This is a genomic window from Mycolicibacterium doricum, assembly GCF_010728155.1.
GTDB classification, from domain to species: Bacteria; Actinomycetota; Actinomycetes; order Mycobacteriales; family Mycobacteriaceae; genus Mycobacterium; species Mycobacterium doricum.
On record NZ_AP022605.1, the window covers coordinates 3,640,214 to 3,657,551 of the forward strand.

Annotated in this window: 21 protein-coding genes; 16 read left to right on the plus strand and 5 right to left on the minus strand. The window is 68.2% G+C overall.

Going from position 1 to position 17,338, the window contains the following annotated elements; all coding sequences use genetic code 11:
* Nucleotides 1-24 precede the first annotated feature (24 nt).
* The 13 genes from crtI to msrA all read left to right on the plus strand — a co-directional run bounded on the left by crtI (nt 25) and on the right by msrA (nt 11,753).
* Entirely contained in the window at nt 25-1,554 is a 1,530-nt protein-coding gene (crtI, locus tag G6N07_RS17825) for a phytoene desaturase family protein (protein WP_085188675.1), read from the plus strand.
* Nucleotides 1,551-2,501, plus strand: a complete 951-nt coding sequence (locus tag G6N07_RS17830) for a phytoene/squalene synthase family protein (protein WP_085188673.1) — start codon at nt 1,551-1,553, stop codon at nt 2,499-2,501. Before crtI ends, G6N07_RS17830 begins: the two co-directional genes overlap by 4 nt.
* 2 nt (nt 2,502-2,503) lie before the next feature.
* A complete protein-coding gene (locus tag G6N07_RS17835; protein ID WP_085188671.1) occupies nt 2,504-2,848 on the plus strand; it encodes a lycopene cyclase domain-containing protein in 345 nt (114 codons plus the stop codon).
* A complete protein-coding gene (locus G6N07_RS17840; protein ID WP_085188669.1) occupies nt 2,845-3,192 on the plus strand; it encodes a lycopene cyclase domain-containing protein in 348 nt (115 codons plus the stop codon). The genes G6N07_RS17835 and G6N07_RS17840 overlap by 4 nt, the downstream gene beginning before the upstream one ends.
* Nucleotides 3,185-3,916, plus strand: coding sequence for a class I SAM-dependent methyltransferase (locus G6N07_RS17845; RefSeq protein ID WP_085188667.1), 732 nt, complete (start codon nt 3,185-3,187; stop codon nt 3,914-3,916). Before G6N07_RS17840 ends, G6N07_RS17845 begins: the two co-directional genes overlap by 8 nt.
* Before the next feature lie 28 nt (nt 3,917-3,944).
* Nucleotides 3,945-5,465: a hydroxysqualene dehydroxylase gene (locus G6N07_RS17850; protein ID WP_085188665.1), complete on the plus strand. Its 1,521-nt coding sequence runs from the start codon at nt 3,945-3,947 to the stop codon at nt 5,463-5,465.
* Nucleotides 5,462-6,466, plus strand: a complete 1,005-nt coding sequence (locus tag G6N07_RS17855) for a Rieske (2Fe-2S) protein (RefSeq protein WP_085188663.1) — start codon at nt 5,462-5,464, stop codon at nt 6,464-6,466. Before G6N07_RS17850 ends, G6N07_RS17855 begins: the two co-directional genes overlap by 4 nt.
* 221 nt (nt 6,467-6,687) lie before the next feature.
* Entirely contained in the window at nt 6,688-8,052 is a 1,365-nt protein-coding gene (locus G6N07_RS17860; RefSeq protein WP_085188767.1) for an NAD(P)/FAD-dependent oxidoreductase, read from the plus strand.
* A gap of 290 nt (nt 8,053-8,342) precedes the next feature.
* A complete protein-coding gene (locus tag G6N07_RS17865; RefSeq protein WP_163784248.1) occupies nt 8,343-8,786 on the plus strand; it encodes a helix-turn-helix domain-containing protein in 444 nt (147 codons plus the stop codon).
* Nucleotides 8,783-9,886 carry an IS21 family transposase gene (gene istA, locus G6N07_RS17870; RefSeq protein WP_170301067.1) on the plus strand — a complete coding sequence of 368 codons (1,104 nt, stop codon included), beginning with the start codon at nt 8,783-8,785 and terminating at the stop codon, nt 9,884-9,886. Before G6N07_RS17865 ends, istA begins: the two co-directional genes overlap by 4 nt.
* The gene (locus G6N07_RS17875) at nt 9,883-10,626 is read left to right on the plus strand and encodes an ATP-binding protein (RefSeq protein ID WP_220096643.1); all 744 of its coding nucleotides are present in this window, start codon (nt 9,883-9,885) and stop codon (nt 10,624-10,626) included. The genes istA and G6N07_RS17875 overlap by 4 nt, the downstream gene beginning before the upstream one ends.
* A gap of 351 nt (nt 10,627-10,977) precedes the next feature.
* Complete coding sequence (locus G6N07_RS17880) at nt 10,978-11,241, plus strand: peptide-methionine (R)-S-oxide reductase (RefSeq protein ID WP_165756745.1); 264 nt, start codon at nt 10,978-10,980, stop codon at nt 11,239-11,241.
* Nucleotides 11,238-11,753: a peptide-methionine (S)-S-oxide reductase MsrA gene (gene msrA / locus G6N07_RS17885; RefSeq protein WP_085188177.1), complete on the plus strand. Its 516-nt coding sequence runs from the start codon at nt 11,238-11,240 to the stop codon at nt 11,751-11,753. Before G6N07_RS17880 ends, msrA begins: the two co-directional genes overlap by 4 nt.
* A 153-nt stretch (nt 11,754-11,906) precedes the next feature.
* Here msrA and G6N07_RS17890 read toward each other — a convergent pair whose 3' ends face one another.
* Nucleotides 11,907-12,476, minus strand: coding sequence for a TetR/AcrR family transcriptional regulator (locus G6N07_RS17890; RefSeq protein ID WP_085188179.1), 570 nt, complete (start codon nt 12,474-12,476; stop codon nt 11,907-11,909).
* 55 nt (nt 12,477-12,531) lie between these two features.
* Between G6N07_RS17890 and G6N07_RS17895 the strand changes: the two genes are divergently transcribed.
* Nucleotides 12,532-13,206 (plus strand): class I SAM-dependent methyltransferase, encoded by a 675-nt coding sequence (locus G6N07_RS17895; RefSeq protein ID WP_085188181.1) that lies wholly within the window; start codon nt 12,532-12,534, stop codon nt 13,204-13,206.
* On the plus strand, nt 13,206-13,346 hold the full coding sequence (locus G6N07_RS17900; RefSeq protein WP_235849548.1) for a hypothetical protein: 141 nt from the start codon (nt 13,206-13,208) through the stop codon (nt 13,344-13,346). The genes G6N07_RS17895 and G6N07_RS17900 overlap by 1 nt, the downstream gene beginning before the upstream one ends.
* A gap of 14 nt (nt 13,347-13,360) precedes the next feature.
* Here the strand turns inward: G6N07_RS17900 and G6N07_RS17905 are convergent, their stop codons facing one another.
* From G6N07_RS17905 to G6N07_RS17915, 3 genes are read right to left on the minus strand one after another with little or no spacing between them, the layout of a single operon-like run.
* Nucleotides 13,361-14,431, minus strand: coding sequence for an MMP endo-(1,4)-3-O-methyl-alpha-D-mannosidase (locus G6N07_RS17905; RefSeq protein ID WP_085188183.1), 1,071 nt, complete (start codon nt 14,429-14,431; stop codon nt 13,361-13,363).
* Nucleotides 14,418-15,167, minus strand: a complete 750-nt coding sequence (locus tag G6N07_RS17910) for a class I SAM-dependent methyltransferase (RefSeq protein WP_085188185.1) — start codon at nt 15,165-15,167, stop codon at nt 14,418-14,420. Before G6N07_RS17910 ends, G6N07_RS17905 begins: the two co-directional genes overlap by 14 nt.
* Nucleotides 15,161-16,387 (minus strand): MMP alpha-(1->4)-mannosyltransferase, encoded by a 1,227-nt coding sequence (locus G6N07_RS17915; RefSeq protein WP_085188187.1) that lies wholly within the window; start codon nt 16,385-16,387, stop codon nt 15,161-15,163. The genes G6N07_RS17910 and G6N07_RS17915 overlap by 7 nt, the downstream gene beginning before the upstream one ends.
* A 188-nt stretch (nt 16,388-16,575) precedes the next feature.
* On the opposite strand from G6N07_RS17915, the gene G6N07_RS17920 reads away from it, so the two are divergent.
* Complete coding sequence (locus G6N07_RS17920) at nt 16,576-16,890, plus strand: DUF222 domain-containing protein (protein WP_085188189.1); 315 nt, start codon at nt 16,576-16,578, stop codon at nt 16,888-16,890.
* Here the strand turns inward: G6N07_RS17920 and G6N07_RS17925 are convergent.
* Nucleotides 16,865-17,179: a hypothetical protein gene (locus G6N07_RS17925; protein ID WP_085188191.1), complete on the minus strand. Its 315-nt coding sequence runs from the start codon at nt 17,177-17,179 to the stop codon at nt 16,865-16,867. The two genes, G6N07_RS17920 and G6N07_RS17925, sit on opposite strands and share 26 nt — an antisense overlap.
* Nucleotides 17,180-17,338: the final 159 nt, after the last annotated feature.

Below are 17,338 nucleotides of genomic sequence, written 5' to 3' on the forward strand. Positions count from 1 at the left end.
GAACACAGGTAGGAGAATGAACTGATGCGCACCGTCGGGGGGCGAACAGATCGCGTGGTTGTGGTCGGCGCCGGACTGTCCGGCCTGTCGGCTGCACTGCAGCTGGCCGGGCGCGGCCGCACCGTCACGGTGCTCGAGCGCGAGACTTTCGCGGGCGGCCGAATGGGCCGGCTGGACATCAACGGTTACCGGCTCGACACCGGACCCACCGTGCTGACCATGCCCGACATCATCGAGGATGCCTTCGCCGCCGTGGGCGATTCGATGACCGGGCGCCTCGAGCTCGACCGTGTCGACCCCGCCTACCGCGCGTCCTTCGCCGATGGCAGCAGTCTGCACGTGCACACCGACCCCACGACGATGGCCGGCGAGATCGAACGCTTCGCCGGCTCCGACGCCGCCGAGGGTTATCTGCGGCTGCGGACCTGGCTAACCCGGCTATACCAGGCCGAGTTCAACGGGTTCATCGCCTCCAACTTCGATTCACCGCTCTCACTCCTGACGCCACAGCTGGCCCGGCTTGCCGCGATGGGTGGGTTCCGGCGGTGGGATCGCATGGTGCGCAAGTACATCACCGATGAGCGACTGCGCCGCATCTTCACCTTCCAGGCCCTCTACGCCGGGGTGCCGCCGCACAAGGCGCTGGCCGCCTACGCGGTGATCGCCTACATGGACACCGTTGCCGGGGTGTACTTTCCCCGCGGCGGTATGCGGGCCGTGCCGGACGCGATGGCGGCGTCCGCCACCGATGCTGGAGTCGAATTCCGTTACGGGTCAACCGTTTCAGTGCTCGAACGCAGCGCCGACGGACGAGTCACGGCAGTCCGCACCGATGCGGGTGACCGCATCCCCACCGACGCCGTCGTCCTGACCACGGAGTTGCCGACGACCTACCGCCTGCTCGGCCGCACCCCGCGGCGCCTGCTGCCGTTGCGTCCAGCGCCGTCGGCGGTGGTCGCCCACGTGGGATGCGGGGCCGTCGACGCGGGTGTGGCGCACCACAACATCCTGTTCGGCGGCGCCTGGGAGCAGACGTTCCGGGACATCATCGAGGAAGGCCGCGTGATGAGCGACCCGTCGCTGCTGGTCACCCGGCCCACCGCCGGTGACCCGAGCCTCGCACCGCCGGGTCGGGACCTCTTGTACATACTGGCCCCCGCACCGAACAACGCTGTGGGACAGGTCGACTGGTCACGCGCGAGCGACGCCTACGTCGAGGGCATGCTGGCCACGGTGCGCAGGCGGATGCCCGCGGTCGGCGACGATCTTGAGTTGCTGCACGTCGTGGACCCCGACGGCTGGGCCCGCCAGGACATGGCGGCGGGAACCCCATTCGCGCTGGCGCACACATTCGGCCAGACGGGACCGTTCCGCCCCGCCAACACCGTCCGCGGTGCGGACAACGTGGTGCTGGCCGGGTCATCCACGGTCCCCGGAGTCGGGGTGCCGACAGCGTTGCTGTCCGGCCGGTTGGCCGCAGACCGAATCACCGGGACCGTCACGCGGTCCACCCCCACGGCAGCCCCGACCACAGCGAGGAGCGAGCTGTCATGATCGGATCGGAACTCGACGCCGCCGGGGTACGCGACCCGGCGCTGCGCAACGCCTACCGCTGCTGCCGGGTGCTCAACGCCGAACACGGCCGGACCTTCTATCTGGCGACCCGGCTGCTGGCGCCCGAACAGCGTCCGGCGGTGCACGCGCTGTACGGGTTCGCCCGCCGCGCCGACGACATACTCGACGATCTGGGCTCCTCCGCCAGCACCGCCGAGCGCGCCGACCGGCTGCATCGGCTGGCCACTCAACTGTTCGACGGCCTCGTCCAGGGCAACGCCACCGGCGGTGACCCGGCGCTGGCGGCCGTGGTGCACACCGCTCGCCGCTACGGGCTCCCGTGGGAGTTGTTCGACGACTTCCTGGCGTCGATGCGGATGGATCTGACGATCACCGACTATCCGGACCGCGCGTCGATCGACCGCTACATGTACGGCTCCGCAGAGGTGATCGGGCTGCAGATGCTGCCGGTCCTCGGCACCGTGGTCCCGCGCGAGGAGGCCGCGCCCTACGCAGCGGCGCTCGGCAAGGCCTTCCAGCTGACCAACTTCCTCCGCGATGTCGACGAAGACCTCGACCGGAGGCGGGTGTACCTGCCCGCCGACGAACTGGCCGCGCACGGCGTCGACCGCGATCTGCTGATGTGGTGTCACACGACCAAGCGCACCGACATCCGGGTGCGCAACGCACTGGCCGAGCAGCACGCCGTGACTCGGCGCGTGTACGAGTACGCGCGGCACGGGGTCGACCTGCTGCATCCCCGCTCCCGGGCGTGTGTCGGTACCGCCGCGGTGCTCTATTCGGAGATACTGGACCGCATCGAGGCCATGGATTTCGACATCTTCAACCAACGCGCCACCGTGGGGAACGGACGCCGGCTCCAGGCGGCGGGCATCGGGCTGCTGCGAGCCTGGGGCGCCCGCGTCGCGCACCCTGCGAAGGTCTAGGCATGGATCGCTTCCAATACCTGATGGTCCTGGGGGCCTGCCTGCTGATCACCCTGCCGCTGGAGGTCTTCGGGGCGGGCGTGTACCGGCAGCCCCGCCGGGCTGCGGCGGCCATCCTGCCGGTGACGGCGGTGTTCGTCGTCTGGGATCTGATCGCGATCTTCGCCGACATCTGGGGCTATAACGCGAAGTACGTCACCGGTATCGGGTTCCCGGGGGTGCCGATCGAGGAATTGCTGTTCTTCATCGTGATCCCGCTGTGTGGACTTCTCACCTACAACGCCGTCGACACCATCCTCACCTACCTCAAACGACGGCTTCGCGACCGATCGGCGCAGTCGTCATGATCGGTCTCGGCTACACCCTGCCGGCGATCGTCGCGGTGTTCCTGGTGATCGCGTGGGAGCTGTGGATTCTGCGCACGGGGTTGTTCCGGCGGGCTTCGTACTGGATCTCGATGGTCATCGTGCTCGCCTTCCAGATCCCGGTCGACGGCTGGCTGACGAAGCTCAGCGCCCCCATCGTCGTCTACGACGAGCAGCACACCAGTGGTATCCGGTTTCCCTGGGACATCCCGGTCGAGGACTTCCTGTTCGGGTTCGCGCTCGTGACGGGCGTGCTACTGCTCTGGGAGCGTCAGCGCACGAGAGGCGGCGCGAGCGTGGGCGCCACCCGAGGCCGCGATGAGTGACGCGCTCCCCCACGCCCAGGTGCCCGCCGCGTTCGACGTCGGCGCGGCCACCTACGACAAGCTCGTCGGCGCCAATCCCGGCTATCACGCCCACCTTCGGCTGTCTGCACAGCGGATGGGGCTTCCCGGCGGGGGGCGCGGTATGCGGCTGCTCGACGCGGGGTGCGGCACCGGCGCGTCGACCGCCGCGCTGCTCGCCGCGGCCCCGCACGCCGAGATCGTCGCCGTCGACGCCTCGGCAGGGATGCTCGCCGAGGCGCGGTCGAAGCCGTGGCCCGGCTCGGTGCGCTTCCTCCACAGCCGCATCGAGGACATCGCCGAGGCCGGTGTGACCGGCCCATTCGACGGCATCTTCGCCGCCTATCTACTGCGCAACCTCGCCGAGCCGGACACCCAGCTGCGCACGTTCCGCGGCATGCTCCGCCCCGGCGCCCCGCTGGCCGTGCACGAATACTCCGTTCGCGACTCGGCCGTGGCGACTGCGGTGTGGAATGCGGTGTGCTGGGCGATCATCATCCCGGCCGGCCGCCTGCGCACGGGCGACGCATCGCTGTACACCTATCTGCGGCGCAGCGTCCTCGACTTCGACGGCGCTTCCGTATTCCGGGCCAGGTTGCAGCGCAACGGCTTCACTGATGTCCGTAGCGAGACGATGCCGGGTTGGCAGCGCGACATCGTGCACACGTTCACCGCGAGGGCCCCGAAGAGCAGAGGAGCCCGATGAGCGCTTGCGCGAAGAGCAGAGGAGCGCGATGAAGGATCCCCGCCGCGTCGTGCATCCGGCGCCTGAAGGCGTTCCCGACGCCGCCGCGCTGGGCACCCGTCCGCGCGCGGTCGTGGTCGGTGGTGGTATCGCCGGGTTGACCGCCGCCACCGGACTGGCCGAACGCGGCGTCGAGGTGGACGTCGTCGAGCGGGAGCCGTACCTGGGCGGCCGGGTCGGCGGATGGACCGACGATGTGGACGGTCTCGGTGCGGCGGCGATGAACCGGGGCTTCCACGCGTTCTTCCGCCAGTACTACAACCTGCGCGAACTTCTGCGCCGCGTCGACCCGCAACTGTCGATGCTGGTCCCGGTCGAGGACTACCCGCTCATCGACGGCCAGGGCCGACGCGACACCTTCCGCGGCCTGCCGCAGACACCACCGTTCAACGCCGTGGCCTTCGCGCTGCGCAGTCCCACGTTCCGGTTGCGTGACCTGGCTCGGCTCAACGCGCGGGCGGCGGCACCTTTGGCGACGGTGTCGGTGCCCGACATCTACGACCGGCTGGACCACGTCGACGCCGACAGTTTCCTGCGCCACATCAACTTCCCCGAGGCCGCGCGGCACCTGGCGTTCGAAGTCTTCTCCCGCAGCTTCTTCGCCCAGCCGCCGGACCTGTCGGCGGCGGAGTTGGCGACGATGTTCCACATCTACTTCCTCGGTTCCAGCGAAGGGCTGGTGTTCGACGTCGCGAACGACAACTTCGACGTGGCGCTGTGGGAGCCGTTGCGGCGCTATCTCGAGGGCCGCGGTGTCCAGTTCCACACCGGTGCGTCGGTGACGGCGGTGGAGCCGGGGTTCACTGTGCAGTGCGATTCGGGACGGTCGTTGTCCGCCGACGGAGTGGTGCTGGCCACCGATGTCGGCGGTCTGCGTGGGATCGTAGGCCGGTCGAAGTCTTTGGGCGACGAGGGCTGGCGCGCGGCGGTCGACGGGCTCGGGACCGCCCCGCCGTTCCTGGTGCACCGCCTCTGGCTGGACCGCCCGGTCGCGCCCGACCGGCCCGCGTTCCTGGGCACCGGCGGCCTGAGACCGCTGGACAACGTCAGCGTGCTCGAACGCTACGAACGCCAGGCCGCCGAGTGGGCTCGGCGCACCGGTGGATCGGTCGTCGAACTGCACTCCTACGCGGTGACCGACACCTCCGATGAGCTGCCGCGGCAGCTGATGGCCCGGATGCACGCAATCTTCCCCGAGACGGCGCAGGCCGGGATCGTCGGTGAGCGCCTCCTGCTGCGCGGTGACTGTCCGCGGTTCGCCCCCGGTGACTTCGCCGTCCGGCCCACCGTGGAGACCCCGGTCGACGGTCTGGCGTTGGCCGGTGACGGAATCCGCATCGACCTGCCGGTGGCGTTGATGGAGCGTGCCGCCACAACGGGGTGGGCGGCCGCCAACCGTCTGCTCGCACATTTCGGCGTCGCGGGGCACGCCCTGACGACGGTGCCGACCACCGGCCGATCCGCGACGCTGCGGCGACTCGCCGGGCGAGGAAGGCAACTGCAGTCATGAACGTGCTCGCCGACATCAAGGCCAAGTGGGTGAAATCGTCGCCGTTCCGGGTTCTTCCGCACCTCGACTGGGCCGAGCAGCAGCCCACCTACCAGGACGCGCAGCCGGCCCTGATCAACGATGCGCTGGCCCGGGCCAAGTCCCGCCCGAGCGGCAACTGGTTCCCGTTCGCGGCCAGCGACACCATCCGGCGCAAACCGGTGGGCGCCACGGTGGGCGGCGTGGAACTCGTCGCCTGGCGGGGCACCGGCGGCGAACTCCACGTCGGGCCGGCGAGCTGTCCGCATCTAGGTGCCGACCTGTCCACCGGAACCGTCGACTGCGGCGCCCTGATCTGCCCGTGGCACGGCCTGCGGTTGTCCGGGGAACGCCGCGGGTTCGGGTGGAAACCGTTGCCGTCCTTCGACGACGGCGTGCTGTCCTGGGCACGTCTCGACCGTGTCGGTGGCGAAGAGCCGACAGAGCGCCCGATCATCCCGGTGCGTCCGGACGGCCCCACCCTGCACGCCGTGACACGCCTGGTCGGCGTCTGCGAGCCCGACGACGTGATCGCCAACCGACTCGACCCGTGGCACGGCGCCTGGTTCCACCCGTACTCGTTCGCCCGTCTGGAGGTGCTCAGCGCACCCCCGGCCGGGGTGGTGTCCGAGCGGGAGGACCGGTTTCTCGTGGCGGTCACGTTCCGCATCGGCAGGCTGGGGGTGCCGGTGGTCGCCGAGTTCGTCGCACCCGAACCACGCACGATCGTCATGCGGATCGTCGACGGCGAGGGGGCGGGCAGCGTCGTCGAAACCCACGCCACGCCCATCGGGCCGGGACCGGACGGACGGCCGCGGACGGCGGTGATCGAAGCCGTCGTCGCGCATTCCGATCGCCCCCGGTTCGGGTTCGGGCAGAAGGTTGCGCCGCTGATCACGCCGTTCATGCGGCATGCGGCGACGAAGTTGTGGCGCGACGACCTCGCCTACGCGGAGCGCCGCTACACGGTGCGCTCGCGATAGTTGCCCGGCTCGAGGCGGGTCCGGTCTCGGTGAAACCTGCTGGGGTGCGGATCCTGGCGTAGGGGCGTTGGTCGACGTAGCTCGACACCGTCACGTTCAGCGCGCTGCCGGGGGGACTGCTCTTACACCGCCGTTCACCGTGCTTGCTTGGCGCTGCCGTCGCGACATCTCTCGCCGTTGGGGGCGGAGTCAACACCGGGCAGAACGGGTACCGAATGTCCATGCTCAACGGCCGCCCGAAAGTACTCATCATCGGCGGAGGGTTCGGCGGTCTCTTCTGTGCCCGCCGCCTCGGTCGGGTCGACGTCGATGTCACGCTCCTCGACCGCGCGGCGTCCCATGTGTTCCAACCGCTGCTCTACCAGTGCGCGACAGGAACGTTGAGCATCGGTCAGATCAGCCGGTCGTTGCGGGAAGAACTGGCACACCATGACAACGTCACGACTCTTCTCGGAGAGGCCGTCCGACTCGATGCCGATGCGCGGCGCGTCACCGCCCGTCGTCCCGACGAGTCGACCTTCGACCTGCAGTACGACTACCTGGTTATCGCGGCGGGGATGCGGCAGTCCTATTTCGGCAAAGAGGAATTCGCCGCATGGGCGCCGGGCATGAAGACGCTCCACGACGCGCTCAGCATCCGTCGCCGGATCTTCGCGGCGTTCGAGATCGCCGAGACCTTGCCGCCTGGCCCCGATCGGGAACAGTGGCTCACGTTCGCCGTCGCCGGGGGCGGCCCGACCGGCGTCGAATTAGCCGGCCAGATCAGGGAATTGGCGACCCGTGCGCTGGCCAACGAGTTCCACAGCATCGAACCGCAGGAGGCGCGGGTGCTGCTGTTCGACGGCGGGGACCGCGTGCTCAAAAGCTTCGCGCCGGGCCTCTCGGAACGGGCTTCGCGGACGCTGAACGCGTTGGGTGTCGAGCTGCATTTCGGCGTCCACGTGACCGACGTGCGTCGTGACGGCGTGACTGTGAGCCCTAAGGGGGGTGGCCCAAAACAGGATTACGCGACCCGCACGGTGCTGTGGACGGCCGGCGTCGAGGCGGTGCCCTTTGCGCGCCATGCCGCCGACCAGCTCGGCGCCGAGACCGACCGATCTGGGCGCATCACGGTGAACGCCGATCTGTCGGTGCCCGGACACCCCGAGGTGTTCGTCATCGGCGACCTGGCGGGACGGGACGGGCTGCCGGGGGTGGCAGAGAACGCCATGCAGGGCGGACTGCACGCCGCTGCCTGCATTCGGCGTGACATCGGCGGAGCCGGGCGCAAGGACTTCCGGTACCGAGACCTCGGGTCGGCCGCGTACATCAGCCGCGGACACGCCCTGTTGCAGGCCGGGCCGGTCAAACTCACTGGTGCCCTCGGCTGGTTGGGGTGGGGTTTCATCCACATCGCATTCCTCACCGGCGTACGAAACCGCTTCAGTACCGTCGGAACATGGATGGTGTCCATCGCGCGGGCCAACCGGAGTGACCGCACCTTCATCATCGGCGGGTCCGGCCACCCCGAGGAGCCGTACACGTGGGAATCGCCCGTGCACCAGGGAAACCACTCGACGGGTGACGACTCGACCGCAGCCACCTAGAGCGTGTGGACGTCGGTTCGCCGCGTCCCGGCCAGGGTGTGTCCCAGATCGGTCACCTTGGACTTGGCGGTCCACGACCCGCTGCGCGACGTTCGTGTCGGCACCGACGGCCTGCTGGATATTACGGCTGGTTAGGGCCATTGTTCCGGGGTTGGGTGAGCCATCGTTCCGTTGCGGGGTGAGCCACTATGCCGGTGGCGGATGAGCCGTGGTGCCGCTGATGTTGTGGGTGCGACCGTTCGTCGGTCCGCGTCATTGGGACGCGGACGTGACGAAAGGGGTCGCCTTCGATGGTCGACTACAAACAGATCCTGCGGCTACGTGCAGAAGGGGTGAGTCAGCGCGGTATCGCCGATGTGCTGGGCTGCTCGCGCAACACCGTGGCGTCGGTGTTCGCAGCCGCAACTGCGGCCGGCGTGGGCTTCGGGGAGGTGGCGGACCTCGCTGCTGACGAGGTCCGCCACCGGTTGTTGCCCGCACCGATCAGGCCGGACTCAGACCGTGTGGCGCCGGATTTCGAGCATGTGCACCGCGAACTCGGGCGCCCGTCGGTGACGCTGTTGCTGTTGTGGAATGAGTACGTCGCGGCGTGCCGGGCCAGCGGTGGAGTGCCGTATCGGTACTCGTTCTTCAACGAACAGTACCGCCGCTGGGTGGCCGCGACGGGGGCATCGATGCGCATCGTGCGCACCCGGGCGAATCCATCGAGGTCGACTGGGCCGGTGATGCGATGAGCTTCGCCGACCCGCTGACCGGTGCGGCGACCGAGGCGTGGCTGTTCGTGGCCGCGCTGTCGTTTTCGGCTTTCACGTATGTGGAGGCGTTCACCGATATGACGCTGGTGTCGTGGATCGATGCGCATGTGCACGCATTCGAGGCTTTTGGCGGCACGGCCCGACTGCTGGTCCCGGACAACCTTCGCACCGGCGTATCGCGGGCCGACCGCTACGAACCGGCGCTGAACCCGGCTTATGCCGGGCTGGCCGAGCATTACGGCACCGCGATCATCCCGGCCAGGGTCAAGCGGCCGCGCGACAAGCCGGTCGTGGAAGGCAGCGTGCGGTTCGTCGCCAACCAGGTCGCCGCGGTGCTGCGTGATCGCAGGTTCGTGGGCCTGGCCGAGTTGAACGAGGCCCTCTTCGATGTGGTCGAGGCGATCAATGCGCGGCCATTTCAGAAGCGGGAGGACTCCAGGCAGATCGTATTCCTACGAGACGAGCAGCCACTGCTGCATCCCTTGCCGCCGGTGCGGTTCGAGTTAGCGGATCTACGAAAAGCCAAGGCAGGACCGAACTATCACATTCAAGTGGACCGCAATTTCTACTCAGTGCCATCGACGCTGATCGGGCAGAGTCTGGATGTGCGCCTGACCTCAGGCACCGTGGAGGTCTTCGTCGGCACCGAACGCGTGGCCTGCCATGTCCGGTTCAAAGGTGTTCGCGGCCGGTATGCCACCGTGGCCGAGCACATGCCTGCCGGGCATCGACACCGACTGGCCGACTGGAGCCCGGCCCGCTTCGAGCAGTGGGCGGCAACCATCGGCCCGAACACCATGGCGTCGATCCAGGCGATCCTGGCCTCCCGCACGATCGTCGAGCAGTCCTACCGGTCGTGTTTGGGGGTGATGGCATTGGCCAAACGCCAAGGCGGTGCGGCTCGGCTCGAAGACACCTGTGGCCGGGCGCTGGGCGCGACACCGGCACCGTCCTACACGCTGATCAAGAAGCTATGGGCCACGTGGGAACCTGCCGATCCACCACCGGTGGCGTCCCTCGGTGACGCCGGCTTCGTGCGCGGCGCCGACTACTACGGCCAGGGCGGGGGCCAATCATGATCGACGTGCAGACCTTGGACAGGCTCAAGGCGATGCGCCTGTCAGGCATGGCCGAGTACTTCGAGAACCTCGCCGCCGTCACCGGTGCGCAACCGCCCACCGGCCCGGAGATGGTCAAGATGGCCGTCGACTGGGAATACGAACGCCGCCGCAACAGCAAGCTGCACCGACTGCGCCGACACGCAGCACTGGCCCAACCCGCCGCCGACATCGCTGACATCAAAGCCATGCCCGGCCGCAACGTGGATGCCGAGCTGATCGCCCGCCTCGCCGTCGGCAACTACCTGCAAAACCGTCAGGACGTCATCCTGCAGGGCCCGACCGGCGCCGGGAAGACCTATGTAGCCTGCGCGCTGGGCAACAAGGCCTGCCAGCAATACCGCAGTGTGCTGTACTTGCCGGCCGGTGAACTGTTCGACCGGCTCACCATCGCCGAACGCACCGGGGAGCGCAAACGCTGCCTGGACACCCTGGTCAAGGTGGAGTTGTTGATCATCGATGACTGGTTCCTCACCACGCCGAGCCGCCAGCAGATTCAGCAGCTGCACGCCTTGATCGATCGACGGCATAAGACGGCATCGACGATCTACTGCACCCAGCTGCCGCCCGGCCAGTGGCACGACCGCATGGAGGAGAAGATCCTCGCCGACGCGATTATCGATCGCATCACCACCAACGCCCATGCCACCGTGCTGACCTGCGACGAATCAATGCGCAAGCACTTCGGCCTGCCCGGCTGACCAGCCGCCGGTGGGGCGGACCACCAGCTGGCCCGTCCCACCGGCACTACCCCAAGCCCAAGACGCACGCGGCTCGCCCCACACCGGAGCAGCGGCCCACCAATCAGCGGCGCGATGGCTCACCGACCAACGGAACAGTGGCCTTCACTGAGCGTGATATCCACCTGCTCCTGGAAAGTCCCGAAGTCCGACATCAGCTCGGACTGGGCGAACCGGGCGCAATCCGTGCTCGTCACATCCAGAACTATTAGGACCACCCACTCCATGTGCGTTTGTCGCGGATGCGGCGCGCCGATCAGGGAAGATCACGGCCCGGCATACGGTTGTAGTGGGTGCGCACGAGGAGGTCACGTGGCACAGCGCCGCCAGAACAGCACCAGCCACCACAAGAATTCAGCCACCTTGTTCGCCCCCCGTCGACACGTTCGAGAGCGGGAGCGGCTGGCCGAGCTTCACCCGCTCGGCCACGTATTCACCGACGGACCCCGTTTCGAGGGCGGGCTGCGGTACTGCATCAACTCCGCCGCGCTGCGGTTCACCCACCTCGATGAACTCGAGGCGCAAGGATATGGGGTGTACAAGACTCTGTTCGACACCGAGGAGGAAGCGCGATGACCGAACTCAAGAAGGCGATCCTGGCCGGCGGCTGCTTCTGGGGCATGCAGGATCTGATTCGCAAGCAGCCCGGTGTGGTGTCGACACGCGTCGGCTACACCGGTGGACAGAACGCCAACGCGACCTATCGCAACCACCCCGGCCACGCCGAGGCGATCGAGATCATCTACGACCCGGCGAAGACCGACTACCGGGCGCTGCTCGAGTTCTTCTTCCAGATCCATGATCCGACGACGAAGAACCGTCAGGGCAATGACGTCGGCACCAGCTACCGCTCGGCGATCTTCTACACCGACGAGGAGCAGAGGCGCGTCGCGCTCGACACGATCGCCGACGTCGACGCGTCCAGGCTGTGGCCGGGCAAGGTGGTCACCGAGGTGACGCCGGCCAGTGAATTCTGGGAGGCCGAACCGGAGCACCAGGACTACCTGGAGCGGATGCCGTGGGGGTACACCTGCCACTTCCCGCGGCCCGACTGGAAGCTGCCCAAGCGCGCGGACGCACGAACCTGACCAGGCCAGCGGTCGGGATCTGCCGTACAGGCTGACCTGCCCGCGGCTTTCGGGCGTATAGCGATCCCCGCGGGAGCGTGTCTTCTCCCCGGGGCGCGGTGTGGATTGCCTATCGGCCTGAGTAGCAAACCCCCGGATTCCGCTGCTCGGCGGCTAGTGCAGCAGCAGGCGGGCCGAGCGCTCCAGCCGCTGAGTCATGTCGTCGTAGGACGAATAGCCCATCCCGGCCCACACCAACGCACCGACGTACAGCAGCTCGAGCGCCTCGATCACGTCGAAGTCGACCGGCGCGCCCAGTGCGCCCACCAGGCGGTCCCGCACGTCGCGTCCGATGCGCTGCCGCAGCACCTCGACGTCGGGATCCTTCCCCAGCAGAGCGTTGGTGACCGCCCCGGCGAAGTCCGGCTCGTCGGCGACGAGCAGTGCGATGTCCCGTAACACCCCGACGACGCGGGTGGCGGGGTCGTCCGAGACGTGCGCGGCCGGGGGCGCCGCGGACAGCCGGCGCCAGAACACCTCCGCGACGAGGTGCTCCTTCGACGAGAAGTACGTGTAGGCGGTGGCCGCCCCGACACCGGCTTCGGCGGCTACGCGCCGCACGGTCAGACCGGCGAAGCCGTCACGGTTGAGGATGTCGACCGCAGCGCGTCCCAGCCGGTCGACGGTGTCGGCTTGTTTCGCGGTCAGACGGCGCCGAGTCGACTCCAGAGCCGGATCGGACACGTGTTCGGACGCTACTACAACGCCACAGGACCAGCAACGGCTAGGTTGGGTAGCCATGAACGTGACCGACACCACCGATCTCCCGCCGCGCGTTGCGGGCCTGTTCGCCCTCGCCGACGAGGCCGTCGGCTTCATGCCCGCCGACGAGGGTCGCACCCTCTACGACACCGCGGTGCGATATTTGGGCGACGGCACCGGCGTCGAGATCGGTACGTACTGCGGCAAGTCCACGCTGATGCTCGGCGCGGCGGCGCAGGAGACCGGTGGTGTGATCTACACGATCGACCACCACCACGGCTCCGAGGAACACCAGCCCGGCTGGGAGTACCACGACACCACGATGGTCGACCCCGTCACGGGAAGGTTCGACACGTTGCCGACCATGCGGCACACCCTCGACGCGGCCGACTTAGACGACCATGTCGTCGCCGTGCTCGGGCGCTCCCCGGTGGTGGCACGTGGATGGCGGAGCCCGTTGCGGCTGTTGTTCATCGACGGCGGACACACCGAGGAGGCCGCCCAGCGCGACTTCGACGGCTGGGCCAAGTGGGTCGAGCCGGGCGGTGCGCTGATAATCCACGACGTGTTCCCGAATCCCGACGAGGGCGGACAGGCGCCGTTCCACATCTACCAGCGTGCGCTGGCCACGGGCGCGTTCCGCGAGGTGGGTGCGACGGGTTCCATGCGCGTGCTGGAACGCACCGCGGGACACGCGGGTTCGCTGGCGTAATGCCCCCTCTGGAGGCAACCCGGCGGGAAGAAGTCGAGGTGGGCCGCCGCAACAGCTATGCGGTCAGCCCGAAGGGCCGGCTCCGGCACCCGCTCGATTCCTCGCAGACGGTGGGGGAACTGATCGACGCACCGTCCTGACGTTGGGACTCCCGCTAGCGGTCGCTGACGGCGCAGGCGCAGTCGAATTCGTCGTCGAGGCCGCGCGGCAGATCCGCGCCGCGGAAGATCCCGCTACCAGGGGTGGCGCCCGTGAGTGCGTCCGCGGCGAGGATGACGGCGGCGCCGGTCCACGTGGTCCGCTCCTCGGGCCAGCGCTTACCGTCGGCGAACACCAACCCTGTCCAATACGATCCGTCGTCCTCGCGCAGATGGTGCATGGCGGCGAACTGCTGGTGTGCGCGCGCCCGGTCGCCGATCGCGTCCAGCGCCATCACCAGTTCGCAGGTCTCGGCACCGGTGACCCAGGGACGGTCGTCGACACACCGGATGCCCAGGCCGGGCACCACGAAATCGTCCCAGCGTTCTCCGATCCGGGCCCGGGCGGCCGGTCCGCGCAGCGCACCGCAGAGCACCGGGTAGTACCACTCCATCGCGTGTCGATCCTTGGGCACGAAGGACTCGGGATGCGCGACGATCGCGTGCCCCAGCCGCCCGACGGCCACCTCCCACTCGGGCTGCGGCTCGCCCATGTAGTCGGCCAGAGCCAGGGCGCACCGAATGCTGTGGTGGATGCTGGCGCATCCGGTCAGCAATGCCTCCGGGATCGGGCCGGCTTTGCTTTGCGCCCAGGAGATCTCGCCGTTGGGCCGCTGCAGGCCGAGCACGAAGTCCATCGCCCTGGCCACCACCGGCCACATCGTCTCGGCGAAGGAGTGGTCTGCGGTGATCAGCAGGTGATGCCACACACCTGCGGCGATGTAGGCACAGAAGTTGCTGTCGCTGTTGGCGTCTTCGACGACGCCCTTGCGGAACTGGATCGGCCACGAACCGTCGGCACGCTGGGTGACCCGGCACCATTCGTACGCAGCACGTGCCGGTTCGAGCAGACCGGCGACGGTCAGCGCCATCGCCGACTCGACGTGGTCCCATGGGTCGGTGTGCCCGCCGGTGAACCACGGAATGGCCCCCGACGGCTCCTGCTCGGCGGCAATGGACTCCGCGGTCTGCCTGCACTGCGCAGGGCTGAAGATGCCGGGTATCCCGGGCAGGTCAGCGGCGAGCATCCAGGACCGCCTGTTTCCCGCAGTCTGCCGCTTTCTCGAAATAGAGAGCGACACTCTTACCGATGAGAGGGTCGAGCAGCTGCTCGCCGCGGCGGGTCAACCAGGGCGCCGAGACCATGTCCCACACCAGCAGCTTGTGGTACGCCGCGACGGCCGGGTGGTCGTTCTTCGAAGTACCCACAGCGCATTTGAGCCACCAGAACGGCGAGTGCAGCGCATGGGCGTGGTGGCTGTGGGTGAACGTCAACCCGTGTGCGGTCACCTTGCCCCGCAGTTCGTCGGCCTTGTAGATGCGGACGTGGCCGCCCTCGTTGGCGTGGTACTCGTCGGACAGCAGCCAGCAGATCCGTTCCGGCAGCCAGCGGGGCACCGTGATCGCGAGTTTGCCACCGGGTTCGAGGACCCGCACCAGCTCCGCGATGGCATCGGTGTCCTGCGGTACGTGTTCGAGGATCTCCGAGGCGATCACGCAGTCGAAGGTGCCGTCGGCGTAGGGCAGGTCGAGCGCGTCGCCTTTGACGACTTCCGCTTTCGCCGACGGCGGCGCCTCGCCCTGTTCTTTCATCGCCTGCAGGATCTCCTCGACGTCGTTGAGATCCTGCGCGTTCTGGTCGAAGCCGACGACGTCGGCACCGCGGCGGTACGCCTCGAAGGTGTGCCTGCCCGCACCGCAGCCGACGTCGATCACCTTGGATCCCGGCCCGATTCCCAGCCGGTCGAAGTCGACGGTCAGCATGTCGCCATCGCCCGCTCGTAGACCGACACGGTCTGTGCGGCAACCGATGCCCAGCTGAACACGTCGAGTGCCCGACGCCGTCCTGCGACGCCGAGGCGGTGCCGCTGCGCGGGCGATTCGAGGAGTTCGCCGAGCGCGCGGGTCAGGTCCTCCACGTCGCCGGGTGTCACCAGGCGTGCGCATTCGCCGTCGTCGCCCACCACCTCGGGCAACGCACCGGCCCGGCTGGCCACGATCGGCGTCCCGCTGGCCATCGCCTCCACCGCGGGCAGCGAGAACCCTTCGTACAGCGACGGAATGCAGGCCACCTCTGCTGAGGCCAGCAGCCCGGCCAGCTCCTCGTCGGACAGCCCGCTGGAGCTGTGCACGATGTCGGAGATCCCTAGTTCGGCGATTAGCTTCTCGGTTGGCCCGTTGGGTTCGAGCTTCGAGACCAGTTGGACGTCGAGGTTGTGCTCGGCCCGCAGGCGGGCGACGGCGTGCAACAGATGGCTGATGCCCTTGAGCGGCACGTCGGCACTCGCGATGGCGATGACGCGACCACGCACCCGGTTGTCCGCGGGCCGGAACAGTTCGGTGTTCACCCCGAGCGGTATGACGTGCAACTGCCCTGGCGAGACGCCGAAGTCCTCCGCGATGTCAGTGGCCGAGGACGACGAGACGGTGAGCAGTTCCGGGATCTGGCGGGCGACCTGCTTCTGCATCTCGGCGAATTCGTACCAGCGGCGCACCAGCGGCTTACGCCACCAGCGGGCGGCCGCGACGTCGACCACCTTGTCCCGGGTGATCGGATGGTGGACGGTGGCCACCACCGGCAGCCCCATCGCGGCGATCTGCAGCAGGCCGGTGCCGAGGCTCTGGTTGTCGTGGACTACGTCGAAGTCGGCGCGCCGCTCGGAGAGAATGCGCGCCACCCGCAGGGTGAAGGTCTTGGGCTCGGGAAACCCCGCGGTCCAGGTGGTCAACAGCTCCTGCAGGTCGATCCGGTCGTGGATCTCGCTGGGTCGGGGCACCCGGAATGGATCGGGCTCACGATAGAGGTCGAGGCTGGGCACCTTGGTCAGCTGGACCCGCGGGTGGAGCCCCTCGGGATAGGGTTGGCCGGAGAACACTTCGACGTCGTGACCCAGCTCGACGAGTCCCCGACTGAGATGACGGACATAGACACCTTGGCCGCCGCAGTGCGTCTTGCTGCGGTAGGACAACAGCGCAATGCGCATACTCAGATGGCTTCGAGGCGGACCGGCCGGGCCAGGCTGGTCTGGTCGAATCGCGTCACGCAGAGACTCCGAACCTTCTGGACATGTGTCCAGACTATAGTTTGACGCGCTAGGAGACGCAACGCGTGCACTTGCGCCTGACTATCACAGCGCCGCAGTTGTCACACCCCAGCGCTAACATGTCGAACATGAGTTCGACACGGGATCAGGTCATGGACACGATGGACACCGTCGAAACATTGTCCGCGCGCCTCGGCGGGCTGCCGGTGGCCGGGATGAGCCGGACGGAGGCCCAGGCGGTGCTGATCCGGCTCGGCCGGCTGCGCGAGCGCGTACAGGAGGTGGAGCGTCGATTGACGGGACGGCTCGTGACCTCGGGTCGCCCCCTCCGGTTCGGCGCCCGAACCTCGGCCGAGGTGCTGGCCCAGCGCCTGCGCATCTCCCCGGGGGAGGCGCAGCGCCGCATCGACGAAGCCGTCAACGCGGGTCCGTCTGCCGCTTGAGCACCCACGCGGGCACCCAGTGGGTGACCGATTTGCGGTGGGCGCCATAGGCGATGTCATAGGTCACCAAGCCCCACCAGTAGCCCTGCTCGCACATCCCCCAGCACGTCAGTCGCCCCTCCACGACGGCGTGCATCTGCAGTCCGGCCGGGCTGTAGCCGCCGTGCCGGTGCGGCTCGCGGGGGAACAGCACCGCGAGGTCGACGAGCACGGCGACGGGAGGGTCGACCCGCCGGAACGCCGGCGGCACCGGCTGCCCGTTGTAGCCGATCGCCTGCAAATCGCCCACTGATCGATCATACGTTCGATTCGTTGGAGGTGGTCACTCCGCCGCCCGTGTGCCCCTCGCGGTCGCACGGCGACGTAGAGGACGCGGTCGTCGTTGTCGTAGCCGGCCGAGACGATGCTGGACTGAGCGCTGGGGACCTTCGAGCGGACCCGCCCATGG